The following is a 19,914-nucleotide window of genomic DNA, read 5'->3' on the forward strand; positions in this document are numbered from 1 at the left end:
TCAGATTCCTGCGTTGCGTCGGTGCTGGGCTGCCAGCCGCACGGGCGCATTCGGGGCACCGTATCCCTGGTAGCCGCCTCGGCGTTCGACCATTTCGAAGAACACCGACCCGATCGTTGACGTATAGAAGTGGAGGAACTCTCCGTTGTCGTCTCGGTCGTAGAGGATGTTGTTCTCCCGCAGCCGATCCAGCAGCTCCGGCGCGAGGTCGAAGCGGGCGGCCAGGTCCTCGTAGTAGTTCTCGGGCACGGGCAAGAACTTCAGACCCCGTGAGACCGCTGTCGCGGCCGCTGAGAAGATGTCATCGCAGGACAGAGCCACATGTTCCGGGTAGCTGAGAGTCTCCGGAGACTCCGCCGGACGCGGGGCCAGGTTGAGCGGCATCCGAATCGTCCCATCGGAGCTTGCCATCACCTGTGACCGGACGAGACCCGAGGGGCTGGGTACATCGTTCGCCGCTTGAGCGTGGAGAGCAAGGAGGGAGGTGTAGAAGAGCACCGCTTCGTCGTAATGGTGGGCCGGCTGGGCGAGATTGACGTGATCGATCGTCGAGCATCGGTCGTCGGGGACGGTGCCGAACTCCTCGGTCCACGTCGGATCGACGCCGGTTCCGTTGCTGAAGAAGACTTCCGAGCCGTCGGGGGAGCAGACTCCGCGCAGCACCGCCTCGTCATGGGCCTGATCGCGAGGGACTTCGGTGGCATGGAGGAGGATTGCGCGTTCCATGGCGGCGTCGGCATCGGTGACAGCGAAACCGATGCCACGCAGGTGGGTTCGTGATGCCGCGGCACCGTCCGCCTGCTCGGTCGACTCGGTGATGACGATGCGGGCCTGCCCACGACGCCACAGCTGCACATGCGGTTTCGTCCGGTGGTAGCCGACGAAGCGGAAGCCGAGCTGATGGATCTGCCGGGTCAGGGCCCCTAGATCACCGGTGTCCAATTCGACGTAGTCAATGCCGCGAGGTTCGGCGACCTCCGGCAGAGGCTGCAGATCGAGGCGCACACGGTCGCGTCCCGCGCGATCAGCGACCGGGCCCGAAGTCTTACCGCTTGGATCTTCGGCTCCTGAGCCGAGAGCCGCGGCCACATTGGATTCGAGCCAGCGCAGCGACCGCAGACCGTCGACAGCGGTGCGCTGTGTGTCGGCCTGCCGGAACGAGTCGTTGAAGACCTCGAGTGAGACCGGTCCGGAATACCCGGTGACGGCCACGCGCGTGAGGAAATCGGTGAGATCCCAGGCGCCTTCGCCGGGGAAGACCCGGTGGTGACGAGACCAGCTGAGCACATCCATCGACAGTGCCGGAGCATCGGCGAGCTGGAGGAAGAAGATCTTCTCCCCGGGAATCTCGGCGATCCGGGACAGATCCGTGCCGCGGGAGAGGATGTGGAAGCTGTCGAGGCAGGTGCCGATGCGCGGATGATCAGCGGCCTTGACGAGGTCCCAGGCCCGGTCGTATTCGGAGACGAAACGTCCCCAGGCCAGTGCCTCGTAGGCGATATCGATGCCGTACTTGTCGGCGAGATCGCCGAGGCGGCGCAGCTGACCGACGATGACTGCATCATCGTCGATGGTGGCGGTGGCGACGTTCGAGCACAGCAGGATCGTCGTCATACCGAGCCGCTGCATCAGCTGGAACTTCGCCTCAGCGCGGGCCAGGTTGGCGGCGAACTGCTCTTCGTCGACGCCCTCGAAATCACGGAAGGGCTGATAGAGATCGAGGCTCAGCCCGAGCGTCCCCGACAAAGCGGCGATCGCCTCGGGGGAGTCGGGGGAGACGGTGAGGTCCTGTTCGAAGATCTCGACTCCGTCGAAGCCGGCTTTTGCCGCGGCCCGCAGCTTCTCTTCGAGTGTGCCGGACAGGCATACCGTGGCGATCGATGTTCTCATCGTGACCTCTCCTCATGGGCAATGTCGATTTCTTCCAGTGTCAGGCCCTTCGTCTCCTTCGCGGTCATGGCGACGAGTCCGACGAGGATGCAGACTCCGGCGGTGAACGAGGCGACGGACAGCCAATTCTCCCCTTCGGCACCGGCGACGGCAGATGCGAGCACCGGGGCCAGCCCGCCGGAGACGGCGAAGCCGATCTGGGTGCCCAGGGCCAATCCCGTCACACGTGCCGTGGTGGGGAACATCTCGGCATAGAACGATGGCCAGATCGCATTCGCCAGCGAGTAGGCGCAACCGGACATGAGAGCTCCGCAGATGAAGATGAGCGTCCAGTTTCCGCTCGAGACCGCAGCCAGGTACGGGAACATCATCAGGCCCGCGCCCACGGCGCCGGTGATGAAGACGGGTTTGCGGCCGAACCGGTCCGACAGCAGTGCCGAGGCCGGGATCGCGAGCAGCGCCACGGCGTTGGCGATGACCGAGACGAGCAGCATGGTCGAGCGTTCGAGGCCGACGATCGAGGTCGCGAATGACAGCGACCAGACGGTGAAGACCATGTTCACGGTGTTGATCATGGCACACACGGCCACGCGCAGCACCGCAGCTTTGTGCCAGCGGAAGACCTGCATGAGCGGAGGGTTGTCGACCCGGGCCTCCTTGAACGCCGGCGGCTCCTCGAGTCCGCGACGGATGAGCCATGCGGTGAGCACGACGAGGGCCGACAGCCAGAACGGCACACGCCAGCCCCAGCTGAACAGGGCCTCATCGGGCAGGAACGCGGTGAAGGGGATGAAGACTGCGGTGGCCAGCAGAGTGCCGAACTGGGTTCCGTGCAGTGTCCAGCTCGTCGTCCACGAACGCCTCTCCTCCGCTGAATGCTCGAGTGAGACAGAGATCGCGCTCGCCTGCTCACCGGAGGCGGAGAGCCCCTGAATGATGCGGCAGAGCACGAGCAGCGCCGGCGCCAGCATTCCGACCTGGTCATAGGTCGGCAGGCAGCCGACGATGAACGTCGAGATGCCCATGAGGAAGAGGGTGAGCATGAGGACGAACTTGCGACCGAAGCGGTCACCGAGCGGTCCCATGATGAGGGCGCCCAAGGGCCTGACCACGTAGGCGACGCCGACGGTGCCCATGGCCAGGAGGATGGAGATTCCCGGAGCGGTGGTCTCGGGGAAGAACAGGGTGTTGAGCACCAGTGCGGCTGCGGTCCCGTAGACCGCGAAGTCGTAGTACTCGAGTGCGGAACCCGTCCAGCTCGACAGGGCCGCACGAAGCGGCGTCTTCGGCGGGCGAGCTTCCTCGATCGCGTTGTTCATGCCTCCTCGCATTTCTCATTCACTGGGTGCGTCATCGGCTCATCGAATCGACGTTTAATTGCCATAGTGTGGCAACAATTGTTACATGGTGGTTTACAGTGTGATTGAGATGACATAGTCTGTCAACGTGCGCCACGGGAATTCTGCATCACGGACACCCGACCCGGCACCATCGATCCGATCCAGCAACGCAAGGAGGCGAAGCATGCCGCCCAAGGGCTCGAACGCGGTGACGAAGACCTTCGAGATGCTCGACCTGCTCGGCGAATCTCCCGAGGGAATCAGCGCCGCCCAGGCCGCCGACGTCACCGGCTACCCGTTCTCGACGGCCTATCGCCTCCTCGGCGGGCTCGTCGAATCGGGGTACGCGCACTTCGACGCACGCACGAAGATCTACACCCTCGGCATGGAGGTCTTCCGGCTGGCCCAGAAGGTCGCGCATCGACGCGGGCTGTCCGGAGCGACGAAGGAACTGCTGCGGGAGCTGACGGAAACCACCGGCGAATCGAGCATCCTCGCCATCCGCCGCGGAAACGCCGCACTGACAGTGCTCACCGTCGACGGCCCGCAGTTCCGCACGACCACGGACCCCGGCGATGAATCTCCGCTGCACACCTCTTCGCTCGGCCAGGCCCTGCTCGCCCATGACCCGAACGCCGACGCCACGATCGAGGCTCTCGACCTCGTCGCCCGCACCCCGAACTCGATCACCGACCCGGCGAAGATGCGGTCTCGACTCGAGCGGATCCGCACCGACGGCTGGGCAGGCCAATCCGAGGAGAATGACATCGGCATGAACGCCCTGGCCGTGCCCGTCTTCGACCTCGACGGGACACTGCTGGCCTCTCTGGCGCTCGCGGCTCCGGTCTTCCGGCGCACCCTCGACGAGCTCATCGACTTCGTCCCCCAACTGACCGAGACCGCCGCGGCCATCGCGGCCCGATTCCCGAGGTGAGCATGCCCGAGATCCTCGTCCTCAACGGACCCAACCTCAACCTCCTCGGCGAACGCGAACCTGAGATCTACGGCCGCACCACCCTGGCCGACATCGAGGAGATGTGCACCGATGCCGCGGCCGAGGCGGGACTGACCACTCGCTGCATCCAGAGCAACCATGAGGGCGGGCTCATCGACGCCGTTCATGAGGCCCGGCACTCCACGGTCGGGGCGATCATCAACGCCGGAGCGTACACGCACACCTCCCTGGCTCTGCACGATGCGCTGAAGTCCTACGATCATCCGATCATCGAGGTGCACCTGAGCAACCCGCATGCGCGGGAAGCCGTGCGCCACCATTCCTTTCTCTCACCCGTGGCCTCAGCCGTCATCGCCGGAGCCGGCGCGAAAGGCTACGTCCACGCGGTGGAGATCCTCATCGACCTCACTCTGAACACGAAAGCGAGACTATGACCGCATCCCTCCTCCTCGGCCTCATCGGCGAAGGCATCTCCGCCTCCCGCACCCCACGGATGCATGAGAACGAAGGCGCCGCCCACTCCATCCCCACGATCTACCGCACCATCGACGTCGCCGAACGTCGACTTACGAGCGCCACGCTTAACGAACTGCTCACTGCGGCGATCCGACTCGGGTTCAACGGGCTCAACATCACCCACCCGTTCAAGCAGCAGGTCATCGGTCTCCTCGATTCCGTCGATCCGGTCGCGGCGCGCATCGGTTCGGTCAACACCGTCGTCATCGATGAGCAGGGCCGCACAACCGGGTACAACACCGACGTCACGGGTTTCGCCGCCGGATTCCGTGCCGGTTTGGACGGCGCCGACACCGAGGCGGTCGTGCAGATCGGTGCGGGCGGAGCCGGCCGGGCGGTCGGGTTCGCCCTCGCCGAAATCGGGGTGGGTCAGCTCATCATCGCCGATACCGATGTCGACCGGGCCGCGGGCCTGGCCGCGGACATCGGGGAGGCTGCGGATTCTCCGAACCGGGCGCGAGCGATCGGGCTCGATGAGCTGGCCGGGGCGGCCGCCTCGGCGAGGGGGATCGTCAACGCCACCCCGGTGGGGATGAAAGCCTACCCGGGCACGCCCGTCGACACCTCGGTGTTCGGCGCGGATACGTGGGTGGCCGATGTCGTGTACTTCCCCCTCGAGACGCAGCTGCTCGCCGAGGCCAGGGCCAAGGGGTGCCGTACGCTCGACGGCTCGGGGATGGCGGTCAATCAGGCCATCGACGCTTTCGAACTCTTCAGCGGGCAGCAGGCGGATCCGCAGCGCATGCGCGAGACCTTCCTGTCGTTCGGGGCCTGAACCGGCTCCGAACGGTCAGCCCCCGGAGCTGTCGTCGGCAGCCTGCGTCTTCTTCTGTTTGCGGTATTCCTTGGCGAAGCTGAAGACGAAGATGCCGACGATGAGCGCCAGGGTCAGCCACAGCGCGTACTTGTCGATGACCTTGAGGACGTCGACGGCGGTCTCGCCGAGCTGGTAGCCCAGCGCGGTCCAGATGAGGGTGAAGACCACGCAGCCGAGGAGGTCGGCGACGAGGAAGAGGGACAGACGCATCCGCGTCCATCCGGCGGCGAGGTAGACGAGTGTGCCGGGAATGCCCGGGCAGCGGGAGATGACGGTCATGAGGAAGAGCGCCCAGTTCGGGATCTTCTTCAGCTGGTTGATGCGTTTGAGCTGGCGTTCGTTCTGCGCGAAGAGCCGCAGGACCCCGTCACCCCAGCGGCGGCCGGCCAGCCAGAACGCCCAATCGAGTTTCGCCATGCCGATGAATCCGGCGCCGATGACCAGCCACAGCGGGATCTCGCCGACGCGGGCATAGGCGGCCGCGGCGACGATCGAGGTCTTCGCTCCGTTGATGAACTCTTGGGCGACCGGGGCGTGGACGAGCATCCAGGGGCGAAACGGCATGAGCCCGAGATAGATGAGCGGGACGCCGATGATGATGAACAGCAACAGCTTGTCCAGGCCCTGGGCTTTGCCCTTCCAGGGTTTGATCGCGGCCCAGGGGTTCTCCGTGGGAGAGTCTGATGACTCCTGTGCGCTCTCCGATTCCTCTGGCTCTTCGCCACCGTGAGGGATGGGCTCGGCATCCTCACGGGGGATGCGTTCGTCGCTCATCGGGGCTCCTGCCGGTCGTCTGGGAGGTCGGCGCTTACGGTATCACAGGCGGATGAGCCGGTCCGGGTGAGCGCCGGCACGTCACTGCGCGGTGCTGCGGCGGGCATCGCCCCAGATGTCGACGCCGGAGTCGACGGCGTATTCGTCGATTGTCTTGAGCTCCTCGGCGCTCAGGGGCGCTGCGTCGAGGGCCGCGACATTGTGCTCGAGCTGTTCGACCCGGCTGGCCCCGATGACCAGGGAGGACACGCGGTCATCTCGCAGTGCCCAGGCCAGGGCCATCTGGGCCAGGGACTGACCGCGGGCGGTCGCGATGTCGTTGAGAGCCCGGATGCGTGCGAGGTTGTCGGCGTTGAGGAAGCCGTCCCTGAACGACGGGGTGCTCTTTCCCGCCCGTGAATCCTCGGGGACACCGCCGAGGTACTTGTCCGTGAGCAGGCCCTGTGCGAGAGGCGAGAACGCGATGACACCGAGGCCCTCGCCCTCCGTGGTCTCGAGCAGTCCGTCGTCTTCGATCCACCGATTGACCATCGAGTAGGAGGGTTGGTGGATGAGCAGCGGTGTTCCCAGATCCCTGGCGATCTGAGCGGCCCGGGCAGTGTCGGCGGCGGAGTACGAGGAGATGCCGGCGTAGAGCGCACGCCCGGAACGGACTGCCGTGTCGAGGGCGCCGATCGTCTCCTCGAGCGGTGTCGAGGCGTCCGGGCGGTGGGAGTAGAAGATGTCGACGTAGTCGAGCCCGAGCCTGCGCAGCGAAGCATCGAGGCTGGCCAGCAGGTATTTGCGGCTGCCGCCCGGACCGCCGTAGGGGCCGGGGTGCATGCCCCATCCGGCCTTCGTCGAGATGATGAGTTCGTCGCGGTAAGGGAGGAGGTCTTCGCGCAGCAGTCGTCCGAAGTTGGTTTCGGCCGAGCCCGGAGGAGGTCCGTAGTTGTTCGCGAGGTCGAAGTGCGTGATTCCGAGGTCGAAGGCCCGGCGGACGATATCGCGCTGATTCTGGAAGGCGACGTCGTCACCGAAGTTGTGCCACAGCCCCAGTGAGAGTGCGGGCAGGAGGAGCCCGGACCGGCCGACTGGGCGGTAGGTCATCGAGTCGTAGCGGTTCTCGGCGGCTAGGTGCACACGTACTCCTGGGTTTCGCGCGGATGGCTGTATCCCCAGATTAGTACGGACCGCACCCGAAGGCACGGTTCGTACTCGGCCGTACCGTTCGTGGCCCCAGCTTGTCGGTGCCCGGTGCGGTGGCGGTTGCGCCCGTCAGTCCGCGTTCGGGTCCGCCTTCACCCCCGCCGAGGCGGCCAGCTCGCTGATCGTGCCCGCGAGGTCGAGGTCGCGTTCGGTTACGGCATTCGTGTCGTGGCTGGTCAGCTGGATGTCGACGTGGGGGAACGTCAGGGTGATGTCGGGATGGTGGCCGGCATCCTCGGCGGCTGCGCCGATCTTATTGATGAGGTCGAGGCCGGTCGCAAAATCACCGGTGAGCAGTCGAGTGCTGATCGTGTCATTCCGAGCCTGCCAGTCGGCCAGACCATTGTTGTTGAGGGCGGCAGTCAGGTTCTGTCCGGTATATGCAGTCATGGCTTCATGCTAGGGACTTCACGGTCCCGCGTGAACCCCTTGTGTCTGACTCCCGTAGGCCGGGGCGTAACGTTGCGCCAGTGATTGGCTCAACCGCATACCTCGTGACGCTTCTCTTCGCGTCGATCGCGCTTCTCATCCTCCTCATCAACTGGAAGACGAAGCTGCATCCGTTCCTCGCCCTCCTCATCACCTCTGCGGTGACGGCGCTTGCGGCCGGAGAGGAGGTCGGCAAGATCCCGGAAACGATCGTCGCCGGAGCCGGGGACACCCTCGGCGAGACCGGTGTCGTTGTCGCCCTCGGCGCGATGCTCGGTCGGCTCCTGGCCGACAGCGGCGCCATCCAGCGGATCGCAAACCTCGTCATCGAGCACTCCTCACCGAGGGTCGCCCCGTGGATCATGACGGGGGTCGCCTTCATCATCGGTATCCCGATGTTCTTCGAGGTCGGCCTCGTCGTTCTCATTCCGGTCATCTATGCGGTCGCGTCCCAGCTGGAGAAGAAGACCGGCCAGAAGAAGCTGTGGTACCTGCGGATCCTCGTCCCCGCTATCGCCGCTCTCGCCTGCCTCCACGGCATGGTCCCGCCCCACCCGGGACCGCTCATCGCCGTGTCCGGACTGGGCGCAAACGTCGGAACGACGATCGGACTCGGCCTCGTCTGTGCGATTCCCACCGTCATCCTCGCCGGCCCGGTGTACGCCCGCTGGATCGCCCCGCGCGTCAAGCTCGAACCGACCGCCGACCTCATCGACCAATACACCGGAGCCCGCGCCGAGGTGGACTCACGGGAGCTGCGAACGATCCCCATCTGGCTCGCTTTCGTCACCGTCCTCGTCCCCGTCGTCCTCATGCTCGTGCACACCGTGGTGCAGCTCGTGGCGCCGGAATCGTCCTTCGAACCCGTCGCCGAGGTCATCGGCAACCCGGTCATCGCCATGCTGGCAGGAGTCATCTTCGCCGCGATTGCGCTCGGGTGGACCTCGGGCATGGGCGGAGAGCGGATCCGCAGCTCCTTCGGCGGCAGTCTCAAATCAATCGCCGGAGTCATTCTCATCATCGGCGGAGGTGGTGCCTTCAATGAGGTGCTCAAGGATTCGGGAATCGGCGACGCCGTCGTCGGTGCGACCTCTCACCTGGAGATGAACCTCATCCTGCTCGGCTGGTTCATCGGCATCCTGCTGTCGTTCGCCACAGGATCGGCGACTGTGGGAATCACCTCGGCGACCGGCATCGTCGCACCTCTCATCGGTGATCACTCCGGGGCATACGTGTCTCTGGTCGTCATCGCGATCGGTTCGGGCTCGATCGGCCTGAACTGGGTCAACCATGCGGGATTCTGGTTCGTCAAGGAGAGCTTCGGCATGACGATCGGCCAAGCGACGAAGACTCACATGATGGTCCAGACCCTCGTCAGCGTCTTCGGGCTGATCTTCGCCTTCCTGCTCTCGCTCCTCTTCGTCTGACCGCCGTCAGGGAGCCACCGTCGGGCACTCAGAATCCGCCGCCCAAGGCATCCCTCAGGCGGAAAGTGCGTCAGGTAGCGCGAAGCTCGAAAAAGTCGTCGCCAGTGAGAACTTTTTCGAGCTTCGCGTTACTTGAGAGGTGCGTGCACGGAATTTACGTGAGTGGTGACAGGCGGAACGCCCAGCCGCGCCGCGCGCCGCCCGGCCCGGCCTCACCCAGTTCCGCTTCGGCTGGGTTCACCGCGTCGCGTGCTGCGCGGCTCCGTCGGCTCTGCGGCACAAAATAGACCAGTGGTCTTGAATTCAGTGTGTGACCTGTGACTCAATGGTGGGGTGACGAAGTTCCACTCCATCCGGGATCAGCTCCTCGACCGCCTCGAAGAGATGGTCGCTGGCGAACAGTTCCCGCCCGAACGCCAGCTCGCCGAGACGCTGGGCATCTCACGGATGACCCTGCGCCGGGCGATCGACGAACTTGTGGCCAAAGGCGTCGTGAGGCGTCGGCACGGCACCGGGGTCTTCGCCCTCGGCCCGAAGCTCGACCAACCGCTGGCCGCGAGTTCCTTCACCGAGGACATGCTCGCCCGCGGGATGCGACCGGGCTCCCGTGTGCTCAGCTTCGACACCGCTGCGGCCGGAGCGCACATCGCCCGCAGGCTCCACCTCGATGCCGGCGAGGAGGTCGTGGCGATCGTGCGCCTGCGGCTGGCCGACGAGGAGCCGATCGCCCTCGAAGAGCTCCATGTCCCGTCCTCCCTGGTGCCGGGGCTGTGCGCCGAGGACCTGGAGAACAGTTCGTTCTACGTATTGCTTCGCGAGCGCTTCGGCATCAGCCTCAACCACAGCGTGCAGACGATCGAACCGACTCTTCTCGACGCTGCCGAGGCCAAGCATCTCGGCGTGGACGAACTCTCCGCCGCGCTGCTGTTCGAACGCACCTCCCGCGGCTCGGGCGATGTGCCCTTCGAGTTCGTCAGGTCCGTCTACCGCGGTGATCGCTACAAAGTCCGCACCGAACTCACCGTCCCCGACCGCACATCCGTCGTTTCGGGACCAACCGACACCGAAACCGACCATGTGAACCCCGACTACACACCCGTCGGTTCGGGACCGACAGACAACAAATCCGACCACGCGAACCCCGACCACACGGGAGACGACCAGCCATGATCATCGCCGGACTCATGACCGGAACCTCCGCCGACGGCCTCGACCTCGTCATCGCCGAGTTCCTGCCCGACCCCACCGTCGGCTCCGACCTCGTCGGCGCGGACCCGAGCACTCTGGACGTGCGCATCCTCGCTGAACGCGAAACCCCGTTCGACGAGGAGCTCGGCGCCGACATCCTCCGCCTCCTGCAGCCGGCCGACATTCCCCTGTCCCTGGTCAGCAGCGTCGACGCTCGGCTCGGACGCTTCTCCGCCGAGGCTCTGTCCGAACTCTGCGCCGAGCACGACCTGCGCCCCGACCTCGTCGTCTCCCACGGGCAGACGGTCCGGCACGACATCAGCGACGGGCACGTCACCTCGACCCTCCAACTCGGGCAGCCGGCCTTCATCGCTGAGAGGCTCGGCGTTCCCGTGCTCTCCGACGTGCGTTCCCGCGATGTCGCCGCCGGCGGTCAGGGCGCTCCGCTCGTCGGGATGCTCGACTCCCTGCTGCTGGCCGATGCCGCTGCTGCCACCGCGGTGCTCAACCTCGGAGGGATCGCGAACATCACCGTCGCTGCCCCCGGTCAGGACCCCATCGCCTTCGACACGGGACCGGCCAACGCGCTCATCGACGTCCTCGCCCGCCACATCACCGACGGCACGCAGAACTGCGACCGGGACGGCGCGCTCGCCGCTTCGGGCACCGTCGATGAGGCGCTGCTGAGCGACTTCCTCACCGAGCCCTACTACGGGCTCCCGGCCCCGAAATCGACGGGCAAGGAACTCTTCCACGCCGTCTACCTCGACTCCTTCCTCGACGCCCACCCTCACCTCGGCGAGCGTGATCAGATCGCCACGGTCACTGCGCTGAGCGCGCGCACCATCGCCGAGGCGTGCCGACGTCACGACGTCACCACCGTCATCGCCTCCGGGGGTGGGACGAGGAACCCGGAGCTCATGCGCCTCCTCGGCGAGGAACTGGGTGCAGGGGTCGAACTCACGAGCACCGACGTCGCCTTCGGGCTGCCCGAAGGCAGCAAGGAGGCTCTGCTCATGGCACTCATCGGGTGGCTGAGCTGGCACGGCCTCGACGGCACCGAACCGAGCCTGACCGGGGCGACCGGCCCGCGCATCGCCGGGCGATTCACCCCCGGGTCCGGGCCGCTGCGCCTGCCCGAGCCGCTCCACCGACGACCGATCCGGCTGAGACTGACCGACTGAGACTGACCGACTGATCAGGCGTCCCATCCAGCAGCGCATTCCACCCCGACCACAACACGACCCACCCGATCCACCCCCTCTATCAAGGAGAGACCAATGCAGATCATCGACCTCCTGGTGATCATCGCCTATCTCGTCGCAACGGCGTGGCTGGGACTGGCGTTGAGCGGAAAGCAGAGCAACCTCAAAGGCTACTTCCTCGGCGGCCGCGACCTGCCGTGGTGGGCGGTGTGCATGTCCGTCGTCGCCACCGAGACCAGTGCCCTGACGGTCATCGGCATTCCGGTCATGAGCTACCTCGGCGACCTCAACTATCTGCAGCTGGGCTTCGGCTACATCCTCGGCCGCGTCATCGTCGCCTTCTTCATGCTTCCGCGCTACTACGACGGTGAGATGGTCACCGCCTACGCCTACCTCGGCAAGCGCTTCGGCACCTCGACCCAGACGACGGCGGGTGTGACCTTCCTCTTCACCCGTCTCCTCGCCGACGGCATCCGGGTGCTCGCCTGCGCCATCCCCGTCAAGGTCATCCTCGACGGGCTCGGCATCCACACGAACTACTTCGTCATCATCGTCGTCCTGTCCGTGGTCACGATCGCCTACACCTTCATCGGCGGCATCAAGGCCGTGGTCTGGGTCGATGTCGCACAGATGTTCCTCTACGTCATCGGCGGTCTGCTCACGATCGTCGTCATCTCTGCGGCGGTGGGCGGCAGCTGGCTCACCGACGCGATCGACGCGGGCAAGCTCAACGTCTTCGTCTTCGAAGGCAACCCGCTCTCCGCGGACACGTCGTTCATCCCCTCCTTCCTCGGCGGTGCTGTCTTCGCGATGGCCTCCCACGGCTCGGACCAGCTCATCGTCCAGCGTCTGCTCTCCTGCCGGTCGAAGCTCGAGGCGCAGAAGGCCCTCATCTGGTCCGGTGTCGTGGTCGTCGTCCAGTTCGCCGTCTTCCTTGCCGTCGGACTCGCTCTCTGGGCCTACTACAACCACGCGCTGCCCGCCGATCTCGGTCTGACCCGCGACGACGAGATCTTCCCCCGATTCATCATCGAAGGCCTGCCCACGGGAGTCTCGGGGCTGCTGCTGGCCGGCATCCTCGCCGCCGCGATGTCGACGCTGTCCTCCTCGCTCTCGGCACTGTCGTCCTCGACCGTCAACGACGTCTATGCGAAGCTCAAGCGCACCCCGATGACCGATGAGCAGGGCTTCACGGTCGGGCGCTGGGCGACGATCGGTTGGGGTGTGGCCTTTATCCTTCCGGCCACCGTGTTCCAATCCGATGAGGGCAACATCGTCATCCTCGCCCTCGGCATCGCCGGCATCACGTACGGCGGTCTGCTCGGCGCGTTCGTCTTCGGCATCGTCAACAAGCGGGCCCGGGCCGTGGACGCGAACATCGCATTCGCTCTGGCCGTGGCCGTCAACGCGTTCTTCTTCGTCATGGAGAAGTACGTCACCGGTGAGGTGTGGGTGGCGTGGCAGTGGTATCCGCTGCTCGGCGTCCTCGTCACCTTCGTCGTCGGCGGCCTGCTCGGCCTGCGTCACAAGACGCGGGTCGTCGAAGAGTCCACCATCGCCGAGGCGGAAGGAAGCAACCGTCCATGACCTCCTCCCAGCGTCGGCTCTCGCCGACCGAGCAGCGCAATCCCGCGAGCTCCGGACTCGACGACCTCGACACCCTCGGGGTGCTGCAGGTGCTCAATTCCGAAGACCGCGCGGTCATCGACGCGGTCGCCGCGGCCCTGCCCCAGTTGGCCGAGCTCGTCGACATTGCGGCAGAGCGCCTGTGCCGAGGCGGTCGTGTCCACTACTTCGGCGCCGGTACGTCGGGTCGGCTCGGTGTCCTCGACGCGAGCGAGCTCCTGCCGACGTTCAACCTCGAACCCGGCCGGGTCATCGGGCACATTGCCGGCGGCCGGGCGGCCCTGGTCAACGCGGTGGAGAACGCCGAGGACTCCGAGGCCGACGGACGCGCAGTCGGGACCGAACTCGGACCCGATGACGTGGCGATCGGCATTGCCGCCAGCGGGTCGACGCCCTACGTGGGCGGGGCACTCGACGCGGCTCGGACCGCGGGCGCGCACACGGTGCTCATCTCGAACAACCCGTATGCCTCCCTGGCCGACAAAGCCGAGGACCACATCGTGCTGGACACCGGGCCCGAGGTGATCACGGGATCGACGCGGCTCAAGGCCGGTACCGCGCAGAAGCTCACCCTCAACGGGTTCTCGACCGCGCTCATGGTCGCGTTGGGGCGGACGTGGGACAACCTCATGGTCTCGGTCGTCGCGACGAACGAGAAGCTGCGCGAACGCACCGTCCGCATCCTTCGGGAGGCCGCTGACCTCGACGAAGCGGAAGCGAGGTCGCTGCTGGAACGCTGCGACGGCGATCTCAAGACCGCCATCGTCGTCTCCTTCACCGAGGCGGCCCCCGCTCGGGCGGCTTCGACACTGGAGTCCCATGATGGTTCGGTCAGAGCCGCGATCACCGAACTCGTCGGGACGAGCACATCGTCCGAAGCCGGTGACAGCTCCGGACCGGACAACGCCGGCCCGGGTACCGTGGGCGCATGACCCTGATCCTCGGCATCGACATCGGCGGCACCGGCAGTCGCGCCGCGCTCGGCGAGGTCGATGAAGCGGGCTCTGCCCCACGCGTCATCGATCAACTCACCGGCCCGCGGATCGAGATCGGGCCGAGCGGCAGCAACGTTCTTCATGTCGTCCGGGAACTTGTGAGAACGGCGTCGGAGACGTGGACTGACCGCTTCTGCGAGGTGGGCGGCATCGGCATCGGTGCGACCGGCATCGCCTCTCTTGCCGAGGATCCGTCCGATGTCCTGGCGGAGATCTCAGCCGACCGCTGTGTGCCTGCGGTCGCAGCCATTGACGCAGTCACCGCCCAGCTCGGAGCGCTCGGCGGGAGCGGTGGTGCGATCACTGTGCTCGGAACAGGGGCGATTGCCATCTCCCATCCGGGCCCGGACGAGACAGGTAACTGGTCTGCCGACTGGTCGCGAGCCGACGGCTGGGGCCACCTCTTCGGCGATCGCGGGGGAGGAGCGTGGCTGGGACGTCATGGTCTCGAACTCGCTCTGCGCACTCACGACGGAATCGACGAACACGGGCGCACACTGCTCGAGGCGGCCACCCGAAGATTCGGTTCTCCCGCCACGTGGCCGAGCCAGTTCTATACGCGCAGCGACCGAGCCGGGCTGCTCGCCGAATTCGCCGTCGACATCGCCGACTGTGCTTGCTCCGGCGACGCGGCATCTGCCGATCTGCTCCGCGAGGCGGGGAGAGAAGCCGCCCGCAGCGCGCTCGCCGTGGCACGCGCCGCCGACTCCGGTGGCCGATCATTCCCGATTGGCGAGGGCAGCACATCCAGTGCTCCCGTATTCTCGCTGCACGGCCGGACTGCCGATTCGCCGATCCGCATCGCGCTCACCGGGGGACTCGCGGCCGCCGGCGGCCGCCTCGTCGAGGGATTCCGCACCGAAGCAGCACGTCTGCACCCGAACGTCACCATCCTCGAGCCCGCCGGCGGGCCGCTTGATGGCGCACTCACGCTCGGCCGCCTCGGTGCCGGTGGGAAGCTGAGTGCACAGGAACGGACCGTCTGGACCTGACAGGGCCTCAGGTAACGCGAAACTCGAAAAAGACGTCGCTGGAGACGACTTTTTCGAGTTTCGCGTTACCTGAAGCGAATCAAGCCCGTCCCGGCCGCACCATCCGCACCTCGCGGACGCCGTCGTACTCGTCGGTCTTGACGGTTCCATCGGCGACGAACCCGTTCTTTGCATAGAACGCTTGGGCCCGGGGGTTCGGGTCGGCCACCCACAGAGCCGTTGTTGCAGAGGGGTCGAGGACGGCGTCGAGGAGGTCCTGCCCGACACCCGTTCCGTGTACGGATCGATAGGCATAGAGGACGTAGAGGTGCCGATCCTCGGGGCGAAGCGCCTCGGTGCCTCCGCCGGCGGGTTCGCCATCGTTTTGCGGGGGACCGGACATGGCGATGCCGACGATCTCACCGTCGTGCTCGGCTGCCGCGCAGATAAACGCAGATGGGGCCGCCTCGGTGAGGATGTTGGTCCACATCTGCCGCCGTCGATCGATGAAGTCGGGGGCGTCGAGCAGCTTGTCGGGCATGATCCCGCGGTAGGTCTCGAGCCACGTGTCGACATGGACGCGCGCCATGGCGGCGGCATCGGCGGGGACGGGGCGTCGGACAGTGGGAGCCATGACTGGATGTTACCTGAGGGCACAGGCTGCCGGAGTGCGCTTCGGCGTAGCGGTCCCGCAGACCGACGCCCGAGACCTATACCCAGCAGCAGCCCCGAGGTCTACTCTGGACACTGGAACCAACCAGCGGAGGAGGGTGTCATGGCCGACACCGAACACGCAGACTGCATCATCGCCGGAGGTGGTCCGGCCGGCGTCGTCGCAGGGCTTCTGCTTGCCCGCGGCGGGGTGAAGGTCATGGTGATCGAGAAGCACACCGACTTCTTCCGCGACTTCCGCGGCGACACCATCCATCCCTCAACCCTGCGGCTGCTCGACGAGCTCGGACTCTACCGCGAGTTCGCCCGCATCGCTCACCGCCGCGTCGAAGGCGTGACACTCACCGGACGAGACGGCAACGATGTCCTCCTCGCCGACTTCACCCGCCTCGACCTGCCCCACCCGTTCATGACGATCGCACCCCAGTGGGACTTCCTCAACCTGCTCGCGAAGGCCGGGGAAGCCGAACCGAACTTCGACCTGCGGATGGGGGTCGAGGCCACCTCGTTGATCTGGGACGGCGATCGTGTGGTCGGTCTGCGTGCGCGCAGCACCGCCGCCGAGGCGGTGCCTCCGACCGAGGCCGGCACCATCCCGACAGAGGGAGCCGCCGCGAGACCATCTGATATCGCCCAGGCAGGGCCGTTCGAGTTCCGGGCCCCGCTCGTCATCGCCGCCGACGGCCGGTGGTCGAAGGCCCGCGCCGAGGCGGGGCTGTCCGTGCGTGAGCTGTCGTCGACGATCGACGTGTGGTGGTTCCGCATCGACACCGAGGCGGATCTGCCCGACTCCGTGGCCCCGCGAGGTGGCGACGGCAAGGTCTTCGTTGCGATCCCGCGCAGAGGTCATGTCCAGATCGCCCGCATCATCCCGAAGGGTGCCGACGCCAGACTCCGCGCCGAGGGCATCGAGGCGCTGCGCGACGCCGTCGCCGAGACCTACCCGCAGCTTGCCGGGGACGTCGGCGCCGTCGAACTCGACGATGTGAAGCTTCTCGACGTTCGCCGGAACGAGGCCAGGCGATGGTTCGCCGAGGGGCTGCTGTGCATCGGCGATTCGGCGCACGCGATGAGTCCGCTCGGGGGAGTCGGGGTCAACCTCGCGGTGCAAGACGGAGTCGCCGTCGCCCGGGTGCTCGCAGAACCGCTGCGCTCAGGAACGGTCAGCCCGGCGGATCTGCGACGTCTCCAGCTCAGACGGCTGCCGACCACCCGTGCCGTCGAAATTCTGCAGTCGGGCATCCACCGGATGGTCGAACCCGCCGTCCACGGTCGGCGCCCCATCCGCCCACCTGCACCGATCGAGTGGCTGCTCACGACTTTTCCCGCACTCACGCGCGTGCCGGCGAGAATCCTCGGTGTCGGCATCACGCCCGAGCACGCCCCGGACTTCGCTCGGCGTGAGGAACCGGCCTTCGAGGGAGCACGATGACCGAGGACCGCGGACTCCGGTTTCCCTCACTCTGCTTCGACGGTCAGCACCAGTGCCTCAGCACATACGGGTCCGTAGAGTCTCAGGTATGAACTCAATCTTCGACTCCATCCGCAAAGTCAGTTTCCGACGCGGGCCCGACCGCATCCTCGGTGGTATCGCCGGGGGCCTCGCCGAGGTGACCGGCATCAATGTCTGGCTCATGCGCCTCATCGTCCTCGCGTCGTTCCTGCTCCCCGTGCTGGGAATCGGTGCCTACCTCGTCGCATGGATCCTCACCCCGTGGCAGGACGATTCGATCCCGCTTCAGCAGGTCTTCGGCGGCCCTTCGATTCGCTGACATCTCATTACCTGATTCGGTGAGTGTGTCTGCGAACGTGCAGTTCAGGCCGGGTACCGACGATGTGGGTTGCGCTAGCATAATAAACACGGAATGGTACCGTGAAAAATGCAAAGTGAAGTCCCACGCGTGACGAAGGAGAATCTCAATGAAGTTGTCAAGTGCTTCACCCCGGTATCGGGGAGATTCCTTGACCGAACATTGTGCGGTCTCGCAGCATCGCCCAGAGCACGTTGATGCGTCGGCGTGCCAGGGCGAGGATCGCTTGTTTGTGGTTCTTGCCTTCAGCCCGTTGTCGGTCGTAGAACGCCTTCGATACCGGGCACCATCGCGATGCCACTTGCGCGGCGAGGTAGCAGGCCCGCAGCAGTCTGCGGTCGTAGCGTTTCGGTCGGTGGTGGTTACCGCTGATGCGCCCCGAGTCCCGGGGCGCTGGCGCCAGGCCCGCGACTCCGGCCAATCGGTTCGCGCTGTCGAACTGGTCGATTCCGCCCCCGGTCGCGGCGGTGAATTCTGCGCCCAGGAGGGGTCCGAATCCGGGCATCGACAGCAGGATCTCGGCATCAGCATGCTCACGGAACCGGTCCTCGATGCGGTTCTCGATACCGGTGATGTCATCAGCCAGTCGCAGGATCTCAGCAGCGAGACGAGCCACGATCATCGCACCCGCGTCCTGGCCGGGCACCGTGGTGTGCTGCTTATCGGCGACCTCGACGGCGATGTCAGCGACTCGGGCAGCCGACCTGGCTCCACGCTTCTTCAACCACGCGGTGAGGCGTTTGACGCCCATGCGGCGGATCGCCGCTGGGGTCTGGTATCCGGTGAGCAGGAGCAGGGCAGCCTGCGAAGTCGAGTAGTCGAACGCGGCTTCCAGGGCGGGGAAAAACTCACCGAGGCTGGCACGCATCCGGTTGATCGCCCGCGTTTTGTCGCAGGCCAGGTCGGTACGGTGAGCGGTGAGCAGTCGCAGTTCGGTCGCGATGTCATCGCCAAGTCGGATGGGTTGCAAGTCGCGGCGCATCCGGGCCTTGTCGGCGATGATTCCGGCGTCTTTAGCGTCGGTTTTCCCGTCGCCGCGGTAGGTGCGGGCAGCGTTGTAGACGGTGCGCCCGGGAATATAGAGCAGCGTCTGCCTGTGCGAGGCCATGAGCGCGATGAACAGCGCGGCTCCTCCCCGGTTGAGGTCAGTCGCCCACGTCACCGAACCCGAGGGATCGGTGAGGGTGTTGACCTCGTCGATGAGGTTCGTGATGACGGTTTCGTCGTTGGTGATCTTCTGCGACAGAAGCCTGTTGCCGTCGGTGTCGATGACGACGCAGTGATGGTGGGACTTGCCGGCGTCGATGCCGGCGAACAGGTCGGCCATAACGGTTCCTTTCGTAAGTGTGGACGTGTTCCACCCCGTGTTCAACAGCCACGCCGTCGTGTCCTTACACAGCGATCGTGTCGCGTTTCTCAATCAGCGGTCGAGCCGTTGCGGGATGCGAGGTGGCCAATCTCCTTCGACCATGCATCAAGCGGGTAACACCTGACAGCCATGCCCCGCATCCCCGGAGTGGTCGGAAACTTACCACTGCTCCCAATCCACATATAAGAAAGGTAAGGAACTGCCATGAGCAAGGAGATCGAACTGGATGTGCGAGCTGAGGTTCCTGCACGCCGTCACGAGCTGATCTTCGAGACGTACAACAACCTTGCGGTCGGCGATGCATTCGTACTCGTCAACGACCATGACCCGAAGCCTCTGTATTACCAATTCGCCGCCGAACAGGCTGGGAAGTTCACCTGGGACGCGATCGAGGAGGGCCCGGAACGCTGGCAGGTGCGCATCGGTCGGACCGAACCGACTGCGTGACCGCATGCAGGCAGATTTGACGGCAGCAGACGCTGACGAGTTGGTCGCTTCACTGACTGCCGTATTGGCGAAGAGCCTGCGGGCGTTGGGCAAAGCCGGTCAACCCAATGAAGCCAGCCGTCTGGCTGCCACCGGTTGGTCGGTGCTGCGGCACAGACACCCACGCGAGGCCGAGAAGATCAACGGAACGATGCACTATCTCGCGCGGCTGCCCGGGTCGCCGACTTCAAGCGAACTGGCGCAGGCCGATTCGCACTCGACCACGGAGAACTGAATACACGCAAGATCGGCTGA

Annotated in this window: 20 protein-coding genes; 13 read left to right on the forward strand and 7 right to left on the reverse strand. The window is 65.8% G+C overall.

The annotated features are described in order from the left end of the window. Together EB836_RS10005 and EB836_RS10010 are read right to left on the reverse strand one after the other, a co-directional pair. Entirely contained in the window at nt 1-1,890 is a 1,890-nt protein-coding gene (locus EB836_RS10005) for a sugar phosphate isomerase/epimerase and 4-hydroxyphenylpyruvate domain-containing protein (protein WP_135539969.1), read from the reverse strand. Further along, the gene (locus EB836_RS10010) at nt 1,887-3,209 is read right to left on the reverse strand and encodes an MFS transporter (RefSeq protein ID WP_135539971.1); all 1,323 of its coding nucleotides are present in this window, start codon (nt 3,207-3,209) and stop codon (nt 1,887-1,889) included. Before EB836_RS10010 ends, EB836_RS10005 begins: the two co-directional genes overlap by 4 nt. A gap of 205 nt (nt 3,210-3,414) precedes the next feature. Between EB836_RS10010 and EB836_RS10015 the strand changes: the two genes are divergently transcribed. From EB836_RS10015 to EB836_RS10025, 3 genes are read left to right on the forward strand one after another with little or no spacing between them, the layout of a single operon-like run. Continuing rightward, a complete protein-coding gene (locus EB836_RS10015; protein WP_135539973.1) occupies nt 3,415-4,164 on the forward strand; it encodes an IclR family transcriptional regulator in 750 nt (249 codons plus the stop codon). Between the two features lie 2 nt (nt 4,165-4,166). Beyond that, nucleotides 4,167-4,619: a type II 3-dehydroquinate dehydratase gene (aroQ, locus tag EB836_RS10020; protein WP_135539975.1), complete on the forward strand. Its 453-nt coding sequence runs from the start codon at nt 4,167-4,169 to the stop codon at nt 4,617-4,619. Further along, a complete protein-coding gene (locus EB836_RS10025; RefSeq protein ID WP_135539976.1) occupies nt 4,616-5,476 on the forward strand; it encodes a shikimate dehydrogenase in 861 nt (286 codons plus the stop codon). Before aroQ ends, EB836_RS10025 begins: the two co-directional genes overlap by 4 nt. Nucleotides 5,477-5,491: 15 nt before the next feature. Here the strand turns inward: EB836_RS10025 and EB836_RS10030 are convergent, their stop codons facing one another. The 3 genes from EB836_RS10030 to EB836_RS10040 form a co-directional block, all read right to left on the reverse strand. After that, nucleotides 5,492-6,292 carry a DedA family protein gene (locus EB836_RS10030; RefSeq protein WP_135539978.1) on the reverse strand — a complete coding sequence of 267 codons (801 nt, stop codon included), beginning with the start codon at nt 6,290-6,292 and terminating at the stop codon, nt 5,492-5,494. Nucleotides 6,293-6,373: 81 nt separating this feature from the next. Next, a complete protein-coding gene (mgrA, locus tag EB836_RS10035) occupies nt 6,374-7,414 on the reverse strand; it encodes an L-glyceraldehyde 3-phosphate reductase (RefSeq protein WP_135539980.1) in 1,041 nt (346 codons plus the stop codon). Nucleotides 7,415-7,549: 135 nt separating this feature from the next. Beyond that, a complete protein-coding gene (locus tag EB836_RS10040; protein WP_135539982.1) occupies nt 7,550-7,870 on the reverse strand; it encodes a 4a-hydroxytetrahydrobiopterin dehydratase in 321 nt (106 codons plus the stop codon). 80 nt (nt 7,871-7,950) lie between these two features. On the opposite strand from EB836_RS10040, the gene EB836_RS10045 reads away from it, so the two are divergent. The 6 genes from EB836_RS10045 (at nt 7,951) to EB836_RS10070 (ending at nt 15,342) form a co-directional block, all read left to right on the forward strand. Continuing rightward, a complete protein-coding gene (locus EB836_RS10045; protein WP_240689811.1) occupies nt 7,951-9,336 on the forward strand; it encodes a gluconate:H+ symporter in 1,386 nt (461 codons plus the stop codon). Nucleotides 9,337-9,669: 333 nt separating this feature from the next. Further along, complete coding sequence (locus tag EB836_RS10050) at nt 9,670-10,506, forward strand: GntR family transcriptional regulator (RefSeq protein WP_135539986.1); 837 nt, start codon at nt 9,670-9,672, stop codon at nt 10,504-10,506. After that, nucleotides 10,503-11,708, forward strand: coding sequence for an anhydro-N-acetylmuramic acid kinase (locus tag EB836_RS10055; protein WP_135539987.1), 1,206 nt, complete (start codon nt 10,503-10,505; stop codon nt 11,706-11,708). Before EB836_RS10050 ends, EB836_RS10055 begins: the two co-directional genes overlap by 4 nt. Nucleotides 11,709-11,804: 96 nt before the next feature. Further along, entirely contained in the window at nt 11,805-13,316 is a 1,512-nt protein-coding gene (locus EB836_RS10060) for a sodium:solute symporter (protein ID WP_135539989.1), read from the forward strand. Then, complete coding sequence (gene murQ / locus EB836_RS10065) at nt 13,313-14,287, forward strand: N-acetylmuramic acid 6-phosphate etherase (RefSeq protein ID WP_135539991.1); 975 nt, start codon at nt 13,313-13,315, stop codon at nt 14,285-14,287. Before EB836_RS10060 ends, murQ begins: the two co-directional genes overlap by 4 nt. Beyond that, entirely contained in the window at nt 14,284-15,342 is a 1,059-nt protein-coding gene (locus tag EB836_RS10070) for a BadF/BadG/BcrA/BcrD ATPase family protein (RefSeq protein ID WP_135539993.1), read from the forward strand. The genes murQ and EB836_RS10070 overlap by 4 nt, the downstream gene beginning before the upstream one ends. Before the next feature lie 79 nt (nt 15,343-15,421). Here EB836_RS10070 and EB836_RS10075 read toward each other — a convergent pair whose 3' ends face one another. Next, entirely contained in the window at nt 15,422-15,955 is a 534-nt protein-coding gene (locus tag EB836_RS10075; RefSeq protein ID WP_205683345.1) for a GNAT family N-acetyltransferase, read from the reverse strand. A gap of 141 nt (nt 15,956-16,096) precedes the next feature. Here EB836_RS10075 and EB836_RS10080 point away from each other — a divergent pair, with 141 nt between their 5' ends. Both EB836_RS10080 and EB836_RS10085 read left to right on the forward strand, forming a co-directional pair. Next, nucleotides 16,097-17,425 (forward strand): FAD-dependent oxidoreductase, encoded by a 1,329-nt coding sequence (locus tag EB836_RS10080; protein ID WP_135539995.1) that lies wholly within the window; start codon nt 16,097-16,099, stop codon nt 17,423-17,425. A gap of 88 nt (nt 17,426-17,513) precedes the next feature. Then, nucleotides 17,514-17,765 carry a PspC domain-containing protein gene (locus EB836_RS10085; protein ID WP_135539996.1) on the forward strand — a complete coding sequence of 84 codons (252 nt, stop codon included), beginning with the start codon at nt 17,514-17,516 and terminating at the stop codon, nt 17,763-17,765. Between the two features lie 166 nt (nt 17,766-17,931). On the opposite strand, the gene EB836_RS10090 is transcribed toward EB836_RS10085, so the two are convergent. Further along, complete coding sequence (locus tag EB836_RS10090; RefSeq protein WP_135539998.1) at nt 17,932-19,131, reverse strand: IS110 family transposase; 1,200 nt, start codon at nt 19,129-19,131, stop codon at nt 17,932-17,934. 246 nt (nt 19,132-19,377) lie between these two features. On the opposite strand from EB836_RS10090, the gene EB836_RS10095 reads away from it, so the two are divergent. Then, nucleotides 19,378-19,620 carry a DUF2249 domain-containing protein gene (locus tag EB836_RS10095; protein WP_135540000.1) on the forward strand — a complete coding sequence of 81 codons (243 nt, stop codon included), beginning with the start codon at nt 19,378-19,380 and terminating at the stop codon, nt 19,618-19,620. Between the two features lie 40 nt (nt 19,621-19,660). After that, on the forward strand, nt 19,661-19,894 hold the full coding sequence (locus EB836_RS10100) for a hypothetical protein (RefSeq protein ID WP_135540002.1): 234 nt from the start codon (nt 19,661-19,663) through the stop codon (nt 19,892-19,894). Nucleotides 19,895-19,914 lie beyond the last annotated feature (20 nt).

The sequence above is a fragment of the Brevibacterium sp. S111 genome, from assembly GCF_004745075.1.
Taxonomy (GTDB): domain Bacteria; phylum Actinomycetota; class Actinomycetes; order Actinomycetales; family Brevibacteriaceae; genus Brevibacterium.